20 protein-coding genes and 1 pseudogene are annotated in these 17,246 nt (G+C 39.4%); 6 read left to right on the top strand and 15 right to left on the bottom strand.

Going from position 1 to position 17,246, the window contains the following annotated elements; genetic code table 11:
• Window positions 1–244 (bottom strand): annotated as a pseudogene (locus BLW93_RS07525) (hypothetical protein); the annotation flags it as partial.
• On the opposite strand from BLW93_RS07525, the gene surE reads away from it, so the two are divergent.
• On the top strand, window positions 236–1,018 hold the full coding sequence (surE, locus tag BLW93_RS07520; protein WP_078058227.1) for a 5'/3'-nucleotidase SurE: 783 nt from the start codon (window positions 236–238) through the stop codon (window positions 1,016–1,018). The pseudogene BLW93_RS07525 and the gene surE overlap by 9 nt on opposite strands.
• A gap of 19 nt (window positions 1,019–1,037) precedes the next feature.
• On the opposite strand, the gene BLW93_RS07515 is transcribed toward surE, so the two are convergent.
• The 13 genes from BLW93_RS07515 to BLW93_RS07455 are packed head-to-tail and all read right to left on the bottom strand — an operon-like array spanning window position 1,038 to window position 12,288.
• The gene (locus BLW93_RS07515) at window positions 1,038–2,435 is read right to left on the bottom strand and encodes an NADH-quinone oxidoreductase subunit N (protein WP_076713466.1); all 1,398 of its coding nucleotides are present in this window, start codon (window positions 2,433–2,435) and stop codon (window positions 1,038–1,040) included.
• On the bottom strand, window positions 2,432–3,928 hold the full coding sequence (locus BLW93_RS07510; protein WP_076713465.1) for a complex I subunit 4 family protein: 1,497 nt from the start codon (window positions 3,926–3,928) through the stop codon (window positions 2,432–2,434). The genes BLW93_RS07515 and BLW93_RS07510 overlap by 4 nt, the downstream gene beginning before the upstream one ends.
• Before the next feature lie 15 nt (window positions 3,929–3,943).
• The gene (locus BLW93_RS07505; protein ID WP_076713464.1) at window positions 3,944–5,725 is read right to left on the bottom strand and encodes a Na(+)/H(+) antiporter subunit D; all 1,782 of its coding nucleotides are present in this window, start codon (window positions 5,723–5,725) and stop codon (window positions 3,944–3,946) included.
• Window positions 5,715–5,966 carry a hypothetical protein gene (locus BLW93_RS07500; RefSeq protein WP_076713463.1) on the bottom strand — a complete coding sequence of 84 codons (252 nt, stop codon included), beginning with the start codon at window positions 5,964–5,966 and terminating at the stop codon, window positions 5,715–5,717. Before BLW93_RS07500 ends, BLW93_RS07505 begins: the two co-directional genes overlap by 11 nt.
• A gap of 3 nt (window positions 5,967–5,969) precedes the next feature.
• Entirely contained in the window at window positions 5,970–7,451 is a 1,482-nt protein-coding gene (locus BLW93_RS07495) for a monovalent cation/H+ antiporter subunit D family protein (protein ID WP_076713462.1), read from the bottom strand.
• A gap of 3 nt (window positions 7,452–7,454) precedes the next feature.
• Window positions 7,455–7,769, bottom strand: coding sequence for an NADH-quinone oxidoreductase subunit NuoK (gene nuoK / locus BLW93_RS07490; protein WP_076713461.1), 315 nt, complete (start codon window positions 7,767–7,769; stop codon window positions 7,455–7,457).
• Window positions 7,766–8,269 (bottom strand): NADH-quinone oxidoreductase subunit J family protein, encoded by a 504-nt coding sequence (locus BLW93_RS07485; RefSeq protein WP_076713460.1) that lies wholly within the window; start codon window positions 8,267–8,269, stop codon window positions 7,766–7,768. Before BLW93_RS07485 ends, nuoK begins: the two co-directional genes overlap by 4 nt.
• Complete coding sequence (locus BLW93_RS07480; protein ID WP_078058226.1) at window positions 8,266–8,766, bottom strand: 4Fe-4S binding protein; 501 nt, start codon at window positions 8,764–8,766, stop codon at window positions 8,266–8,268. The genes BLW93_RS07485 and BLW93_RS07480 overlap by 4 nt, the downstream gene beginning before the upstream one ends.
• 16 nt (window positions 8,767–8,782) lie before the next feature.
• The gene (nuoH, locus tag BLW93_RS07475) at window positions 8,783–9,757 is read right to left on the bottom strand and encodes an NADH-quinone oxidoreductase subunit NuoH (RefSeq protein WP_076713459.1); all 975 of its coding nucleotides are present in this window, start codon (window positions 9,755–9,757) and stop codon (window positions 8,783–8,785) included.
• A complete protein-coding gene (locus BLW93_RS07470; RefSeq protein ID WP_076713458.1) occupies window positions 9,754–10,899 on the bottom strand; it encodes an NADH-quinone oxidoreductase subunit D in 1,146 nt (381 codons plus the stop codon). Before BLW93_RS07470 ends, nuoH begins: the two co-directional genes overlap by 4 nt.
• On the bottom strand, window positions 10,899–11,396 hold the full coding sequence (locus BLW93_RS07465; protein WP_076713457.1) for an NADH-quinone oxidoreductase subunit C: 498 nt from the start codon (window positions 11,394–11,396) through the stop codon (window positions 10,899–10,901). The genes BLW93_RS07470 and BLW93_RS07465 overlap by 1 nt, the downstream gene beginning before the upstream one ends.
• Window positions 11,396–11,932, bottom strand: a complete 537-nt coding sequence (locus BLW93_RS07460) for an NADH-quinone oxidoreductase subunit B (RefSeq protein WP_076713456.1) — start codon at window positions 11,930–11,932, stop codon at window positions 11,396–11,398. Before BLW93_RS07460 ends, BLW93_RS07465 begins: the two co-directional genes overlap by 1 nt.
• Window positions 11,896–12,288, bottom strand: coding sequence for an NADH-quinone oxidoreductase subunit A (locus BLW93_RS07455; protein ID WP_076713467.1), 393 nt, complete (start codon window positions 12,286–12,288; stop codon window positions 11,896–11,898). Before BLW93_RS07455 ends, BLW93_RS07460 begins: the two co-directional genes overlap by 37 nt.
• Window positions 12,289–12,471: 183 nt before the next feature.
• On the opposite strand from BLW93_RS07455, the gene BLW93_RS07450 reads away from it, so the two are divergent.
• From BLW93_RS07450 to BLW93_RS07440, 3 genes are read left to right on the top strand one after another with little or no spacing between them, the layout of a single operon-like run.
• The gene (locus tag BLW93_RS07450) at window positions 12,472–12,783 is read left to right on the top strand and encodes a NifB/NifX family molybdenum-iron cluster-binding protein (protein WP_076713455.1); all 312 of its coding nucleotides are present in this window, start codon (window positions 12,472–12,474) and stop codon (window positions 12,781–12,783) included.
• Window positions 12,784–12,837: 54 nt separating this feature from the next.
• Window positions 12,838–13,689 carry a nucleotide-binding protein gene (locus BLW93_RS07445; protein ID WP_076713454.1) on the top strand — a complete coding sequence of 284 codons (852 nt, stop codon included), beginning with the start codon at window positions 12,838–12,840 and terminating at the stop codon, window positions 13,687–13,689.
• Window positions 13,680–14,552, top strand: a complete 873-nt coding sequence (locus BLW93_RS07440) for a P-loop NTPase (RefSeq protein ID WP_076713453.1) — start codon at window positions 13,680–13,682, stop codon at window positions 14,550–14,552. The genes BLW93_RS07445 and BLW93_RS07440 overlap by 10 nt, the downstream gene beginning before the upstream one ends.
• Here the strand turns inward: BLW93_RS07440 and BLW93_RS07435 are convergent.
• A complete protein-coding gene (locus BLW93_RS07435) occupies window positions 14,535–14,828 on the bottom strand; it encodes a NifB/NifX family molybdenum-iron cluster-binding protein (RefSeq protein WP_076713452.1) in 294 nt (97 codons plus the stop codon). The two genes, BLW93_RS07440 and BLW93_RS07435, sit on opposite strands and share 18 nt — an antisense overlap.
• A gap of 113 nt (window positions 14,829–14,941) precedes the next feature.
• Here BLW93_RS07435 and BLW93_RS07430 point away from each other — a divergent pair, with 113 nt between their 5' ends.
• Together BLW93_RS07430 and BLW93_RS07425 are read left to right on the top strand one after the other, a co-directional pair.
• The gene (locus BLW93_RS07430) at window positions 14,942–16,903 is read left to right on the top strand and encodes a metallophosphoesterase (protein ID WP_076713451.1); all 1,962 of its coding nucleotides are present in this window, start codon (window positions 14,942–14,944) and stop codon (window positions 16,901–16,903) included.
• Window positions 16,869–17,246: transposase (locus BLW93_RS07425; RefSeq protein WP_173790638.1), on the top strand; the 378-nt coding region annotated here is incomplete at its 3' end. The genes BLW93_RS07430 and BLW93_RS07425, both read left to right, overlap by 35 nt.

The following is a 17,246-nucleotide window of genomic DNA, read 5'->3' as shown; positions in this document are numbered from 1 at the left end:
TATCTCTTGGAATTCTCAGATTTTCAAGCTTACCGATAACAGTATCTAAGTTTCTAACGTAAAAGCCGTTCTTTGTTCCTCCATGTTCTTTAAGAAACACTTCTCTTTCAGCCGTCATGATTGACTCTAAGGTTTGCTTTACCACTTCCTTAACTAGGTCTGGTAAAATCTTCTGTAGTTCCATTTTTGCCTCCTGGGGTTGGTATTTGTGGGGTGTTCCCCAGGAGGTTATCCCATTTCTCAAGCTTACACAAAATATCGTACACTACCGAAAATATTGCTATCTAACGATGACGGAATAAGGTCAGATGGGTTGAAAGCTTTGTATGATGCACTATCCACATTTGCTGAAGTTGTTGTGGTTGCTCCGGATAGAGAAAGAAGTGCTGTCGGAAGAGCTTTGACACTGCATCGTCCAATTAGATGCGAGAAGGTTGCGGATAACTGGTATGCAGTTGATGGTACTCCGACAAGTTGTGTTTATATAGGTGTTCATGCTGTTATGAACGGGGAGCGTCCTGATATGATTATAGGTGGTATTAACAGAGGTCCTAACCTTGGTGAGGATATAACCTATTCAGGTACGGTTTCCATTGCGATGGAAGGTGCTTTACTGGGAATTCCTTCTATTGCTTTTTCTCTTGCTACTTTTACTGATTTTCACTGGAATGCTGCAGCAGAGTATGCAAGAAGGATTACACTCAAAGTTGCAGAGAAAGGACTTCCTGAGGGGTGTTGCTTGAACGTAAACATACCAAATCTTCCGCTGGAAGAGATAAAAGGGATAAAGGCAACAAAACAAGGAAAGAAAGCTTACAGCGAAAAGGTGGAGGAGAGAAAGGATCCCTGGGGTAGAAGCTATTACTGGATAGGAGGAGAAGAACCGAACTGGAAAGCAGAACCCGGAACGGATTACTGGGCGGTTAAAAATGGATTTGTTTCTATAACGCCTATCCAGCTTGATTTGACGGATTATAAGGCTCTTTCTATTATAAAAACTTATGATTGGGAAAAGTAAAAGGTGAGGGAAATAAGCCTCACCTTAATATGCCTGTTGCCTTTAAAGCTATTTGGTAAATTGGTGATGGAATAATACCTATTGCAAGAACGATTACCGCAAGGATTATAGCTACAGTAGAATCGATTAAAGAAGTTTTAACTTTTTCTTCCGTTGTACTTTCTTCTGTGTAGGAGAAACGGATGAATTTAAGGTAATAATAGGCTGCTATCGCTGTGTTTAAAGCAGCTACGATGATTAACCAGTCAAATCCTTTCCCCCATGCTCCTGTAAGTAGGAAAAATTTACCTATAAACCCGCCTGTTGGAGGAAGTCCTATTAGTCCCATTGCGGCTATTGTTATTGCAAATGCAAGGATAGGAGCTTTTTTGTAGAGTCCGGAAAAATCTTTAAATGATAGGTTCTTTCCGTCAGATAGTTTACATATTACCCAGAAAGCTAGAAGGTTCATAAACATATAAGCAGCGGCATAGAAAGCAACATTTGCGAGAGCTTCTTTCGTTTGAATTAAAAGGGCAACGGTCATATAACCTGCATGAGCAACGGATGAGTATCCGAGAACTCTTTTCACGTCGTCCTGAACGAGAGCCGTAATGTTTCCGAAAGTCATTGATAGTGCAGCAAAAACTGCTAGAACAGATGCTATAGCTGCAGAAGGATAAACAGCACCTAAGAGCCTTATTAATACAACGATTGTTCCCAGTTTTGGTAGTGTCGTTGCATAAGCTGCTGTTTCGTTTGCCATTCCCTGATAAACATCAGGTGCCCAGAAATGGAATGGAAATAGTGCTAACTTGAATAAAAATCCGATTAAGAACAATGTTATTCCAAATGTTGCCATTGGATGGGCTGATAATGTCCAACCGATGTTTTTGAATTGAGAAAGCATTGTCGTATGAGCATCTGCATATATGAAAGATAAACCGTAAAGAGAAACAGCTGTCATCACGGCGCTGAAGAGGATGTATTTTATGCCTGCCTCGGCGGCTTCTTTGCTCTCTGCCCTTAATGGAACTATTGCGTAAAGTGCATATGAAGCAATTTCAAGGGATATGTATATTGTTATGAGTTCAACTGAAGAAGAAAGCAACATAAGTCCCAGAACACTTATTGAAATAAGCAGCAGATAATCTGCATGACGATTTTCATCTATACCTTTTAAGTGAAGGAGAGAGACGATAAAAAAGCCAATTGCTATTAACAGTTTAAAAAATTGAGATAACATGTCTATTTTGTAAGTTCCGTAGAACATTATCCCTGAGTTGAACAACGAAACTGCAGCAACGACAACACCTGCACCCGTCAGAAAAGGCAACCAGGAGAATTCTCTCTTTTCTTTTCCCAGAGCTACAAGAAAAAGAATAATAACTATTAAAAGTTGAAATAGTTCAGGTAAAAGCATTACTATTCCGTTCATTGCCTCTCTCCGTAAGAAGGAATAATATGTCTGTTAATAAGTTTTCCGTTGGAATTTTTCTCAACATGAGTTATAAGCGTTTTAATAGACGGATCTATTGTTTTAAGGAAAATTCCCGGAGCAACACCTATATAAATTACAAAAAACGCGAGTGGTAAAAGCATTACTATTTCTCTTAACGTTAAATCCTTCCAATCTTTTGCCTTTGAAGGTTCTCCCCATGCAAGTTTTAGAGTGAGTCTAAGCATGTAAGCGGCTGCAAGAAGTGCTCCCGGGATAACTGCAAGTCCCAGCGGAACATCTTTTGCAAAGGTTCCTATTAGAACCAGCATTTCACCAACGAAACTGTTTGTTCCAGGAAAGGCAAATGAGGATAGTGCAAACAGGAGGAAGAAACCTATGTATATGGGCATGTATTTTGAGAGTCCCAGGTTATCTTCTATTTCCCGGCTATGACTTCTCTCATACAGAGCGCCAACCAGCATAAAGAGGGCACCTGTTGTGATACCGTGGTTAAGCATTTGCATAAGTGCGCCTTCAATGCCTCTGAAATTGAACATAAATATACCTAACGTTACAAATCCCATGTGGGCAACAGACGAGTAGGCAATAAGTTTTTTAATGTCTGTTTGTCCCAGTGCTACAAATCCGCCGTAGATAATGGATATTACTGAAAGCACTATCATAAGAGGTGCGAGTGTAACACTTGCTTCCGGTGCCAGTGGCAGGCAAAGTCTTAGAAAACCATAAGTTCCCATTTTTAACAGAACAGATGCAAGAATAACACTACCTGCTGTCGGTGCTTCAACGTGGGCAGCAGGTAGCCATGTGTGGAACGGGAACATAGGAACCTTTATAGCGAAGGCAAGAGCCATGGCAAGGAACGTGAATATTTGAAAGGTTAAACCAAATTTATGTTTCATAAGTTCAGGAATAGAAAATGTTCCTGCACTCTTATAGAACGCAATAATTGCAACAAGTAGTAGAACACTTCCTGCCAGAGTGTAGAGGAAAAATTTCACGGAAGCATATTTCTTTCTTGGTCCTCCCCAAACTGCTATGATGAGGAACATAGGAATTAGCATTGCTTCCCAGAATATATAGAAGAGAACAAGATTGAGAACAGAAAATAGTCCGATACATGCAGCTGTGGTTAGCAAAAGCGCAACATGGAATTCTTTTACGCGCTTTTTAATGTAAGTCCATGAACAGAGAACAGTTAATGGGAGCAGGAATACGGTTAACAAAATCATTAAAATGCTTATACCATCAACGCCTACGTAGTAGTTGAGTCCAAGAGAAGGAATCCACTTTACCTTTTCTACAAACTGAAATCCTGCACCTGGTTTAAATTCTGTTATAAGAGGTATTGATAGTCCTATTTCAATCAGTCCAACTATCAGCGTATAAAACCTTACTGTCTTTCCCCCTTTAAGGAAAGGAATAACTATCGCTGCAACTATCGGAAACAGTATCAATCCAGTTAAAACCATTGGTGCCACTCCATTTTAATGTAGTATAAAGTAAAGAATCAGGATTATTGCAAAACCGAAACTTAAAGCGTATTCGATATATTCATTAAGATTGCCACTTTGAAGATTGCCTAATACGCCACCACTCTTTTCAACCGCTTTCGCACTTCCGTCAACAACACCGTCAATTACACCTCTGTCAAATATAGACGTAAATTGAGATACTATAATCAGCAATGTAACTCCAACTCTCTTGTAAAGAGTTGACCAGAAGCTATCTATTGCAGCAACAAATTCGGCAAAGATCATCATCAGCCATTTGACAAAGTCATAATAGAGATATTGGAGATCAAGAATAATTTTGTCATGAGGTTTAACAATTTTTCTCAAAAGGTAAAAACCAAGTCCCGTAAAGCCTAATAGTTGAACGGTAGATAATACGTGCGCAGCTGTGTATGGATGGTATTCAACAGGCTGAATCGGAAGCATGTGGTAGAGGTAATGAGGATATGAACCCACAAGGATACACATAAATGCTGCCATTGCCATGCCGACATACATATTTTTAGGAACAGGTTTTACTTCTCCGTCAAATTCTTTTTTATGAAAGAATGCAAAATATGGAAGTTTAAGTCCAACAGAGAGAAAAGTACCTACGGCAGCAATTTCAAGTCCGAGGGCGAGTATTTTCATGTGCTCTTCGGCAGCACCGGCTATAACCATTGTTTTTGTAACAAACGCAGCGAACAGCGGTGCACCTGAAATAGATAGGGCTCCTACCATGTAGAAGATCATTGTCCATGGAAGCTTGTAGGCAAGTCCTCCCATTTCTGTAAGTTTTCTCCTTCCTGTAGCTTCTATGATTACGCCTACACCCATAAATAGAAGTCCTTTAAAAAGAATATCAGCATAAGCGTGAGCGATACCGCCGTTAAATCCCAAAGAGTTTCCTATTCCAATACCGGCTACCATATAGCCGACTTGGGAAATAATGTGATATGTAAGGATTTTTCTTGCATTGTTTTCAATCAGTGCCATAGCAGCGCCGAAAATGGTCATTATTGTTCCTGCAACGGCTAACAGATACATTCCGGGGAATACTGTTGCCAGTGCAAAAACTGCTGTCTTTGTAGTATATGCGTTCATAAAGGTAATACCTGTTACTGTTGAACGAGGATATGCATCGTGAATCCACGCGTGTAAAGGTACAATTGCAGCATTTATGGCAAAACTTATAAGGATTAACCAGTCAAAGGATGCCAGATGATGAATGTCTATAGTGGAAAAGTCAAAATTCCCCACATATTTATATCTGAGCATTATGCCGGCCAGCAGGAACAGTCCTGAAACAATGTGAAAAAGCAAATATCTAAAGGCGACTACCGGTGCACAATCGAGATCTTCGTTAAGCCATATCAAGAAGGCGGAAGCTACAGCTATCAGTTCCCAGAATATATATAGCGTGAGATAATCTGCGGAGAAAATACATGCCATTGCACCGCCTACGTATGTGGCAGCGGCAACATGGTGCCATGGATTTTTAACGTGCATTGAGAATATCATTGCAATTATGGCTTCGATTGCAAAGATGTTTGCAAATATAAGTGACAGTGTAGAAACTCTGGCATTCAGCGTATATCCAAGATAATGTCCTAAAGGATAAATTCCTGGTTTTAAAGACATACTAATGATAAGAGCAAGAAGACCGGGTATCGGTAAAAACCATTTCCATATGTGATGTCTATCCTTTCCGAGGATAGGCACAATCACTGCCAGTATAAAGAAAAATATTGCGGGATGGATAAAATTAGCACTCATAGTACCCCTCTGGACGGCTTATTAATGGATAAACAACTTTCTTCATGAAAAGAATGAGAAAAACTGAACATACAAAGCCAAATATTCCCCATGCTCCCGGGATTTTCTCCCATTCAAAATGGGGATGGTGAGGCTTTATGAATATGTTTAAAATTACTGTAAAAGCCAGAAATGTCCACCATAACAGCTTTAGCTTATGGCTGTTATCCCTTAACGTTTCTAAAATCTTTACAATATCCATTCCTTACCTCCAGAGTGTCTGAATAAGATTGAGGAAGAAGTAAGGGTAAATACCCAGCAGCAGAGACATTATAGCTGTAACTGTTAAAGGTATTACCATTGTTAGCGGTGCTTCTGATATGTGTTCTATGTCAATTCCCGGTTTTGGTTTCTCGAAAAATCCTTTATAAACAATAGGGACAAAATAAGCTGCGTTGAAAAGAGCACTTATAAGAAGCACGACCATAAAAATTACCTGATGTATGTTAAGTGCTCCTTCTATTAAATACCATTTACTTACAAAACCGACAGCCGGTGGTAAACCGATCATGCTTATTGTTGCAAGTCCAAACATTCCGAACGTTATTGGCATTTTCTTACCAACGCCGGAAAGCTGGCTCACCTTTTTAAGATGAGCAGCTACGTATATAGCACCTGCGGCGAAGAAGAGAGTAATCTTAGAAAATGCGTGGGCAGCAATATGAAAAAGCCCTCCCTGTATAGCCGCTGGAGCGAGTAAAACAACACCTAAAACTATATATGAAAGCTGACTGATAGTTGAGTATGCAATTCTTGCTTTTAAATCATCTTTTGTTAGAGCGATTATCGAAGCAACGAGTATTGTAAATGATGCAAGGTAAGCTGTAGGTATATCAAGATGAAGTCTGTGCATTGCATTTATTCCCATTACGCATAGAACAATCCTTGCGATTGAGAAAACACCAGCTTTAACTACGGCAACTGCGTGGAGAAGTGCAGATACAGGTGTTGGAGCAACCATAGCTGATGGAAGCCAGTTATGAAGCGGCATGATAGCTGCCTTTGCGATACCTGCTATATAAAGCGCGTATGTTAATATCATTATCCAATGTGGTGTTGTTGTGGGGAATATTCCATGGGTAAGGTCCATCAGGTTGAAATCGAGTGTTCCGGCATAAACGTATGTTAATATCATTGCAGGAAGGAGAAAAAGTTTTGATGTTCCCATAAGGTATATCAGGTATTTTTTAGCACCTTCCAGAGCTGTTTCGGTTTGTTCATGTCCAACAAGAGGAAAAGTAGCAACGGTTATGACTTCATAGAAGAAATACATTGTGAAAATGTTACCACTAAAAGCAACGCCCAGAGCACCAAAAATTGCCAGTGCAAAGAATGCAAAGAAACGGGTTTGAGCGTGTTCTTTTAAAGAGCGCATGTATCCTATGTTGTAACTTGTGGCGAATATCCATAAGAAAGAAGATACAATGGCAAACAGAAGGCTCATTCCGTCGACGGCAAGTTTAAAGGATATTCCCGGTATAAGTTCGGATATCTTATATATGAGAACCTTGTGATTTAATACCGGCGGCACGAGTGATATTACTGATAAAAATGTCAGAATGGCGATGATGAAGGAGACCATTTCTCTTTTATTTGGATCCTTCCTCATAAGCACTATAAGCAGAGGTGCTATACCGGTAAGGATTAATGGAATCGCCATTTGAGCGCTGACTACAAATTCTTTCATTCTTTAACCTCTCAACGTTGCTACTTTTTCAGATTCAACGGTTTTAAATCTTCTGTATACCACCAGAGCTATTGCAAGAACAAGAGTTGCTTCTGCAGCTGCAAGGCCCATTATGAGTAGTGCGCCTATCTGTCCTGTAGCGCTGTCTGCAGTAGTCAATTGAGAAGCTGCGACAAGAGAAAGTCCGGCACCATTTAGCATTATCTCAACTCCGATTAGCATGCCTATAAATGTTCTTTTAAATATCATACATGTGGCACCTATGAAAAACAGTAGTGCCCCTGTAAATTGAAAGAGTGTAAGTGGTGAGAGAATCATTCTTTTCCCCTCCTTCTCTCAAATCCGAGAGCTACAGCACCTGCCATAGCTACGAAAAGGACTATAGAGATAAGTTCGAAAGGAAGCATGTATGTTGTCAAAAGAGCCTTTCCTAAAATTTTTATATTAACTTCCTGTGGAAGTGTATAGTTTATCCTGCTTCTTGCGATTGTTAAAACCATTGTTACAGTAGCTATACCTGCCGAAATTACACTTTTAAGAAGCCTCTTGATGCTTAAATTGGCTTCACAATCTGTTCTGGTAAGCATTATCGCAAAGAACATCAAGACGCTGACAGCACCAACATAGATCATTATCTGCATTAATGCCATGAAGGGGGCTGCCATAAGTAGATACATTCCGGCCACCCCAAATAGAGTTACAATAAGTCCTACTAAAGACCTTATAAGGTTCTTACTGAATATCGCAAGCGCACCGCCAGCCAGGATTATAAGTATATAAATTCCAAAAGCTATGTATCCAGCAAGTTGATCTGTCATTTTTCCTCTCCGTATCTTTTCTTGAAATCTTCAAGAATGTTGTAAACAAAATCGTCTCTACTCGTTCCTACAATATAAGGGTAATTAGAAAACTGGAGTGTTTTGGTTGGACATGATTCAACACATAATCCACATAGACTGCATAGAGAAAAGTCGACGTAAAATCCTTGAAGTTTTCTGTTGACCTTCTTTTTCTTTTTACCATCTGGTAGTTCCACTTCTTCAACAGTTTGTTTTACATCAAGCTTTATACAGTTAGAAGGACAGCTCCTTGCACACATTCCACAGGCAACACATTTATGTTTATTGCCGTTAGGGGGAACAGGAACGAGCTTGATTACCATTCTAAAACCTTCAAGCCCTTCTTTGCCTACCGTTTCCCATGGATAGTTTACGGTTATCTTTGGTTTAACAAGATATTCACCTGTTATTTTCATACCTACGAAGAGGCTTTTAATACCTTTTATAAATTCTTTTATATTTTGTGCCAGAGCCACTTTTTCCTCTCCAGTTTTAGAAAAGTTTTACTAAAAATGCCGTTGCAAGAAGGTTTATTATGCCTGCTGGAATAAGATATTTCCAGCTCAGGTTAAGAAGCTGGTCAAATCTAACTCTTGGATATGCCCATCTTATCCAGATAATAATGAAACAGAGTAGATACATCTTTAAGAGAAACCACCATATACCCGGAAGGAATGGACCTTTCCATCCGCCCAAGAAGAGAGCGGTCATTACAGAAGATGCAACTACAACGTGAGTGTATTCTGCAAGAACAAAAAGGCCGAATCCCATGCCGCCGTACTCTGTATTGTAACCTGCGGTTAATTCACTTTCACCTTCTGGAAGGTCAAAAGGCACTCTGTTCATCTCTGCAAGTGATGCTACAAAGAAGATTACAAATGCTAACGGTTGAACAACTATATTCCACTGCCAGGGAAAGTTTCCCTGCTGATTAACTATTTCGGATAGATTTAATGTTCCCGTCATCATGGCAATGGCAAGAGCAACAAGCAATATGGGGACTTCGAAAGCTATAAACTGTGAAACTGAACGTGCAGCTCCAAGTAAAGACCATTTATTGTTTGAACCCCAGCCACCTATACAGAGGGCGAGAACGTTAAGTCCCGCGAATGCAAGTATTAAAACGATTCCCAGGTTAACGTCTAAAACTGTAAATGTTGGGCTGAAAGGAATTGCTATAAAGAGAACTGGAACAGCCATAAAGGCTATAAGAGGAGCAGCCCAGTAAAGATACTTGTCCGCCTGTTTAGGCGTAACAAGCTGTTTTGTCATTAGTTTAACCATATCAACCATCATTTGAAAAATACCGTGAGGACCTACAGCATAAGGCCCTAATCTTCTTTGAATAAATCCTGATATCTTCCTTTCACCGTAACCTAACAGGATTGCGTTTAGTCCTATAAACATCAGGACTGTAACAAGTCCTACTATAATTTTAAATAGCGGTGTTCCTATTATTCCACTCATTTGTCTATCTCCGGAATAACAAGGTCTAAACTTCCCAGTGTTGCAACGTAGTCTGCAAGTAACATTCCTTCAGATGCTTCGTTCAAAAGGCTTAAGTTTGAATATGTCGGAGAACGAAGTTTTACCCTGTAAGGATTAAGCCCTCCATCACTTACAACATAGATACCTACCTTTCCTCTTGCACTTTCAACAGAAAAGTAAGCTTCTCCCGGTGGTGGCTTGAGGATTTTTGGTGCTTTTTTATTTCGGAAATCTCCTTCGGGGAGCCCTTCTAAAGCCTGTTCTATAATATTTAGACTCTGCTCTATCTCTTTCATTCTAACCATGTATCTTGCCAAACAGTCTCCTGATTCTTCCACGGGGATTTCAAAGTCAAATTTGTCGTAAACTCCGTAAGGTTCAGCTTTTCTAACATCGTATTTGATGCCTGAACCTCTTGCAACCGGTCCTGTTGCGCCGTATTTGGTTATGAGATCTTTTGAGAAAACGCCGACGCCTTCAACTCTTTTTCTGAAAATGATATTTTCCGTTACAAAATCTCTGTAAAGGTTTAGCCTTGAGCGCATCCTCTTACAGAACGTTTTTGTTTGTTCTATGAATTTAGAATCTATATCCTGGAATACACCGCCAAAGCGGAAATAGGTGTATGTTAATCTTGAACCTGTTATTTTTTGCAAAATATCAAGAAGAATTTCTCTATCTTCAAAAGCATACATTACGGGGGTGAAGGCTCCAAGGTCAAGTAAATAAACGCCCCACCATAGCAGATGAGAAGATATTCTGTTTAGCTCAGTAGTGATAACTCTTATGTATTCTGCCCTTTCGGGAACTTCTATACCGGCTAACTTTTCAACAGCTCCTACATATGCCCAATTCCATGCAAGGGCGTGGGCATAGTCCAATCTTCCAGTGTTTGGATAAAACTGAGGGAAAGTTTTAACTTCTCCCATCTTTTCCTGCATTCTGTGGAGATACCCGAGAACACATTCACTGCGAACGATATACTCACCATAAAGTTCTACTAAAACTCTCAACACACCGTGTGTTGCCGGATGCTGAGGTCCCATATTAACGATTATCGTATCGTCCCTTTTCTTTTCAGCAAACTTTCTTGAATAAAAGTCCTCTTTCCAGAATTCCATCAGGATTGCTCCTCTTTACCTTCAGATTCTTCTTGCTCTGATTCCTCAAAGAACATCGGGAAAATGTCTTTAATAGACTTAGCGCTCTTTTCGTCTTTTCTTAGAGGGTTTCCTTCAAAGTCTTCAGCGGGAAGAAGCAGTGGCTTTAGATCCGGATGTCCTTTAAAGTTTATTCCGAAGAATTCGTATACTTCTCTTTCATGCCACAGAGCACCGGGATATATGTCGGAAATAGATTCTATTTCTGCAGGTTCTTTTTCTATAGATGTTCTTACTGTAATTGTCCCGGGATTTTCAAAGTGATTGAATCTGTAAAGAAGGTGAAAACACTCTTTAAATTCCATGGACATTACGTCTTCAAGAAAATAACCGTTCTCTCTGAATCTTTTTGTAACTTCTCTTATGTTTTGCGGGTCTATAAGAATCTGCTTTTTGCTTCCCTTTAGCCTTTCATCTTCAATAATCTTTATGTCAATTCCGATAAGGAAATTTTCCATTATTTAACCTCCTTTGGAGGTTCTGGCCACCAGCGTTTACCGCTTATAAGTTCTTGAAGTTTGAAAATTGCTTCAAAGAGTGCTTCAGGCCTTGGAGGACATCCCGGAACATAAACATCGACGGGGATAAGTTTATCTATACCTTCTATTATGCCGTACTGACCTTTGAAAACGAAAGGCCCTCCTGATATAGCGCAACTTCCGAAAGCTATGACCCATTTAGGATGAGGCATCTGTTCGTAAAGTCTTACGATCGCAGGAGCCATTTTCTTTGAGATGGTTCCCGGCACTATCATAAGATCTGCCTGTCTTGGAGATGGCCTGAATACCTCAGAACCAAACCTTGCAAGGTCAAATCTGCTCATTCCAGCTGCCATCATTTCAAGAGAACAACACGCAAGGCCGAAGGCCATAGGCCATATAGATAGAGAGCGGCACATTTCAATAAACTTTTCCGCTACAGCAAACTGGACAACTGGAGGAACAACTTTCGGTTTTATCATTGGTTCTGTTGTATGTTTATCTTTCTCGGCCATGTAAAGACTCCTTTTTTAAGGAAGTATATAACCGCGGCTCCAAGTATTCCAACAAATATGAGAACATCTATGAATGGTATGATTCCTGGAGCTTTTGGATAAAAAACGGCAACGGGGAACAGGTAAAGAACATCAACGTCAAAAGCAAGAAATATAAGCGCGTAAAAGTAATAGTTGATTCCGAATTTGCCCCATGCGTTTCCGTGAGGCACCATACCGCATTCGTAAGGTGTATATAGAAGTTCGTCTTTTATCTTATGAGAAAGAAGGGTTGAGGCCATAAGTGGACCTACGCCAAATGCCAAGCCTCCGACCATGAAAAGTATGATAGCAAGGTGAAGCCAGGAAAAAAACATAACCTTTTCTCCCTTTACCAAATATTAGCGTGCCGAAAGCTATTTTTACAAAATTTTTACATGAAGTCAATATCTGTTTTTCACTATATACCAGAGGACCTGTTTTTTTTCTTGTTGTTGACGTTCAAAAGTTATAGTATTAATTAATACGTAAAGACAAATAAAACTTTCAGGAGGTTAAGAATGCGTATAGCAGTTCCTGTTAACGAGGATAACGGTTTGGATTCAACTATCTGTGAGCATTTTGGTCATGCTCCCTATTTTGCAATTATAGATGTTGAAGGAGAAAGTATTAACCTATCCATTTTTCCAAATCCTGCTGTTGAACATGCTGCAGGTCAGATTCCGAGGATGCTTGCCGAGAAAGGTGTAAATATGATTATCGCTAGCAGGATGGGAGAAAAGGCGAAATTATTTTTTAAACAGTTTGGGATAGAGGCTGTTACTGGAGCTTCCGGGACACTTAAAGATATTATTTCTCGTATTACAGCATAATTTTTTTGCCGATTGGTTTGAAAATACTAATAAAGTTTGGTGGAGGCTTAGTTAATGATAATAGCGTTTTCCGGCGGTAAGGGAGGTACCGGTAAATCTACCGTCTCGACGAATATCACCGTTCTTTTAGAGAGTTTTGCCCTTGTTGATCTTGATGTTGAGGCACCTGATGATCACATTCTTCTTTCTACAGAGCTTGTTAAAGTTAAAGATGTGAATCTTTTTCAGCCTGTTTTTAATCATGAAGCCTGTTTCGCCTGCGGAAGGTGTGTAGATGCCTGTCACGATAACGCGATAATAAGTGGAAGGGACGGTAAACCTATTCTTATACCCGAACTTTGCGGTGGATGTAGGGGATGTAAACTTGTTTGCCCTTCCAGAGAAGCAATAGGAGAAGGAAAAAGGTTGGTGGGTAAGATATATGAGAATTTGACACCCTACGGTTTTCCGCTGATTACCGGAGAACTTCTTGAAGGTGAAAAGAAGACTTATAAGGTTTTGCTTGAAACCAGAAAGTATGCGTTGAGCAGGTATTCCGATTTGATTTTTGATACTGCTGCTGGTGCCGGTAATAGCATTTTTAAAGCTCTTGAAAATGTTGATCTTGTCGTGACAGTTACAGAGCCTACTCCTTTTGGGGTAAGAGATTTGCAGAAAATTCTTGAAGTTACGAAGCAGCTTGAAAGAAAAACGGTTGTTGTTATAAACAGAAGCGGCACGGGAAATGAATCTATTGTTGAAAATTTGTGCAATAAATACGGTGTAAAAGTAGTAGGCAGGATACCTTACAGCAAAAATATTATTAAAGGCTATTTTGAAAATGAGCCTATTGTTACAACTTCTCTTCCCGAGGCTGAGATTTTTAAAAACTTGAAAGATAGAATTTTGGAGGAAGCATGCAGATAACTGTCTCAAGTGGAAAAGGCGGTGTTGGTAAATCTTCCATAACAGCCTCTCTTCTCTACCTGTTCGGTAAGGAGAATGATCTGATTGCTGTTGATGCTGATGCCGATACTCCAAACCTTGATATACTGTTAAATGTTAAAGATTGGGAGGGAGAAGAGTCACTTTCTGGAGAGAGAGTGGCTGTTATAGATGGTGATAGATGTAACGGTTGCGGTTTATGTGCGAGGCACTGTCCATATGAGTGTATAGAGAGAGATGGAAAGGTTTATCGCGTGAATGAGGTATTGTGTGAAGGATGTAACGTTTGTTCTATTGTCTGTCCTCACGACTTTGTAATCTCTTTTAAGGAGACAATTCCCGGTGTTATTAGGTGGGGAAAGACTGATTATGATTTTGAGTTTGTTTCTGCACAGCTTTTTCCAGGCCGCCCCAACTCTGGGAAGCTTGTTTTTAAGGCAAAAAAGCTTGCTCAATCTTTCAACAAAGATTTAATGGTTGTTGATGCAGCTGCTGGTATAGGCTGTTCAGTAGTGGCCAGCGTTAATGGAAGTGACCTTGTTGTAGTAGTCGTTGAGCCTACGGAGGTTTCTCTCTCTGATGCGGGAAGGTTAGTAAAAGTTCTTGACCATTTCGGTGTTAGACGGGTAGGTGTGGTTAACAAATTTGATATTAATTCCGATTTTATGCCTGTGGTTGAAGGGTTTTTTAAGGGTGTGAAAGCTGATATTGTGGGATATGTTCCTTACGATAAAAATGTTGTAAATGCAATGCTCCAGGGAAAACCTGCAGTTGAGATTTTCCCCGAGTCTCTGTTTTCAACGGCCATAAAAGAGATTTATGAAAACTTAAAAAATTTCGTTTAATGTTTTTAATCCTTCTCTTATTTCAACTTTTATGCCTGCCTGTTCTAATGCTGATGAAGCGTGGGGACCGGCAGGTTTTTTTAGAATAACTTTTTCAACACCTTCATTAATTATGAACTGGGATGCCTTTACACCGGCACCGCTTGAAGCTTCACTGCCCGGATTTTTAACGAATCTAACATTATTTTCTTCTATGATTGCAAAAAACGGTGCTCTTCCAAACTCTGTAACTTCTGTTTCTCTTTTATCTTCAGTTACAGGAACGGCTATTTTCATCTTTTCCTCCGCATGTTTAAAGTAGTATATCCATATTATTCCATAATTTAACAACCTCTTAACTTATTTTCAAATAACATTTATGGTGAAAAATCTACTAAGGAGGAGGTTTTATGTTTTTAAAGAAAAAGAGAGGGTTGTTTTTTATGTTTACTGCTCTTTCTGCAGCATCTTTTATTGCTAGTTGTGGCGGTATAACGGAGAGTTCTTCTAATTCAACCGCAAATGCAACTTCCAGGTTTGGAGATGTTTTCTTTATCCATTTTGCAGATGTACATCTTACAAACGATACTGAGGTTGGCGATGTTTTTGGTGGAACAATCCCGCCGGTTAAAACTATGAATGAGGCGATTTCTCAGGTAATTTCTCTGGAACCGGATCTTCTTGTTGATACAGGTGATATTGTTGCTCTTGCAGACAGTCATGATCTGGATACTGATGAAAGGTGGTATAGATTAGTTAATGCTACTATTTTATCGCCAATTCAAAGTGCAACAATTCCTTTCTTATTTGCGCCGGGTAATCATGATCCTGCTGGTATAAAATATTACAATGCTACTTCTCCAGAAACTAAAGATCCTCGTTATGATAACGGTTTGATATTTGAATATATTGATAAAGGTATGACAAAGACTTATTACTCTTATACTAAAGGAAAATATCATTTTATTATGCTTGATCCTGAAGAAATTCCCGAAACAGGTTATAGAACCGTTAAACTTCCTGATGATGAACTTGATTGGTTGAAACAGGATCTGGCAGCTCACTCTGATGATTTTATGGTTATAGCTTATCATCAGCCTCTTGGTTCCTGGGATAATGATAGTTATTCAGCTTTTATGGAGGCAGTTAAACCTTATAAATCTCACATGTTGATAATTGCCGGTCATACCCATGATAATAGATTGATTTATAGGGACGGAATTCCTGAGTATCAGGATGGAGCTTTGTGCGGGGACTGGTGGCAAACCGGTAAGACTCCTGATGGAAATCCTATGGGTTATGCAGTTTATTACATCAAAGATGGAAAAGTTGAAAGATTTTATAAAGGTATAGAAACAACAAAGCAAATCAATTTGCTTTCTCCCGTTGATGTAGTTATGTCCGAGCCTAAATCTTTAGATTTGAACGTTTATTATGCTAATAAAACAATTTCAAGTGTGATTTACAAAGTAGATAACGGAACGGCTCATTCTTTGAGTTTTGAGGAGGTTAGTGCTCCAGGTATCTCCTGGTATCATGTAAATGGAACGCTGGAACCGACAGAAATAGATGATAAAAATCATAATGTTTTAGTTTCTGTTAAAACTTCTGACGGGGATTATTACAATAGGACGATAGTTTATAAGTTTTCCAAAAATCCTTTTATGACAATTTCTGAGATTACCAATGATACGAATTTCAACAATTATTATGGTCGTTTTGTGAAGGTTAATGCAACTATTACGAATGTTGCGTATGATGGGAATTTGTTAACCCTTAAAGACTCCACCGGAGAAATTGTTGTTTGGGCTGGAGATTGCCATCATCCAGATTTCTCTGTAGGTGATGAAATAGTTATGAGAGGGCAAGTTACAGCTTTTAGAGGAACAAAAGAACTTAAACTTGTAAGCGCTGATGATGTAAATATATGGGGCCATGCAGATGTAGATTCTGAAGTTATTAAACTCGATAATATTGAGGAAGCCTATGAGGATTTTTCTCAATTGGAAAATAAATATGTTCAAGTTTCTGGTATCGTAACCGGTGTTTTTGGAAATCTTATAACCATTCAGGATACGACCAGAGGTATAGCTTTATGGTTGGGAGAAATTGAACATCCTACCGTTTCTTTGGGAGATAACGTGACGGCTGCTGGCGAATTGACCACTTATAACAATATGACAGAAATAGTTGTAGGTAAATCGGATGACTTTAATATTTCTGGAAGTTCTGATGTTCCATCTCCTATTCCGGTAGTGTACGATATTTTGTGTAAGCTTGAGAAATGGGATAACCTCCTGGGGAACACCCCACAAATACCAACCCCAGGAGGCAAAAATGGAACTACAGAAGATTTTACCAGACCTAGTTAAGGAAGTGGTAAAGCAAACCTTAGAGTCAATCATGACGGCTGAAAGAGAAGTGTTTCTTAAAGAACATGGAGGAACAAAGAACGGCTTTTACGTTAGAAACTTAGATACTGTTATCGGTAAGCTTGAAAATCTGAGAATTCCAAGAGATAGAGAGGGAAAATTCAGAACAAAGTTGATAGAACCTTATAGAAGAAGAGATATCAATCTTGAAGACTTAATACTTGGGATGTTTGCCTCTGGTATGAGTGCAAGAGCAGTAGCCCAGGCTCTTGAAAGCGTGTTTGAACTTAAATACTCACCCTCAACCATAAGCAAAATATCGCAGGTAACCTTAGAGGAAATA

It is taken from the genome of Desulfurobacterium indicum (assembly GCF_001968985.1).
In the GTDB taxonomy this organism is placed as follows: domain Bacteria; phylum Aquificota; class Aquificia; order Desulfurobacteriales; family Desulfurobacteriaceae; genus Desulfurobacterium_A; species Desulfurobacterium_A indicum.
This window is presented reverse-complemented; position numbering and strand designations above follow the sequence as displayed.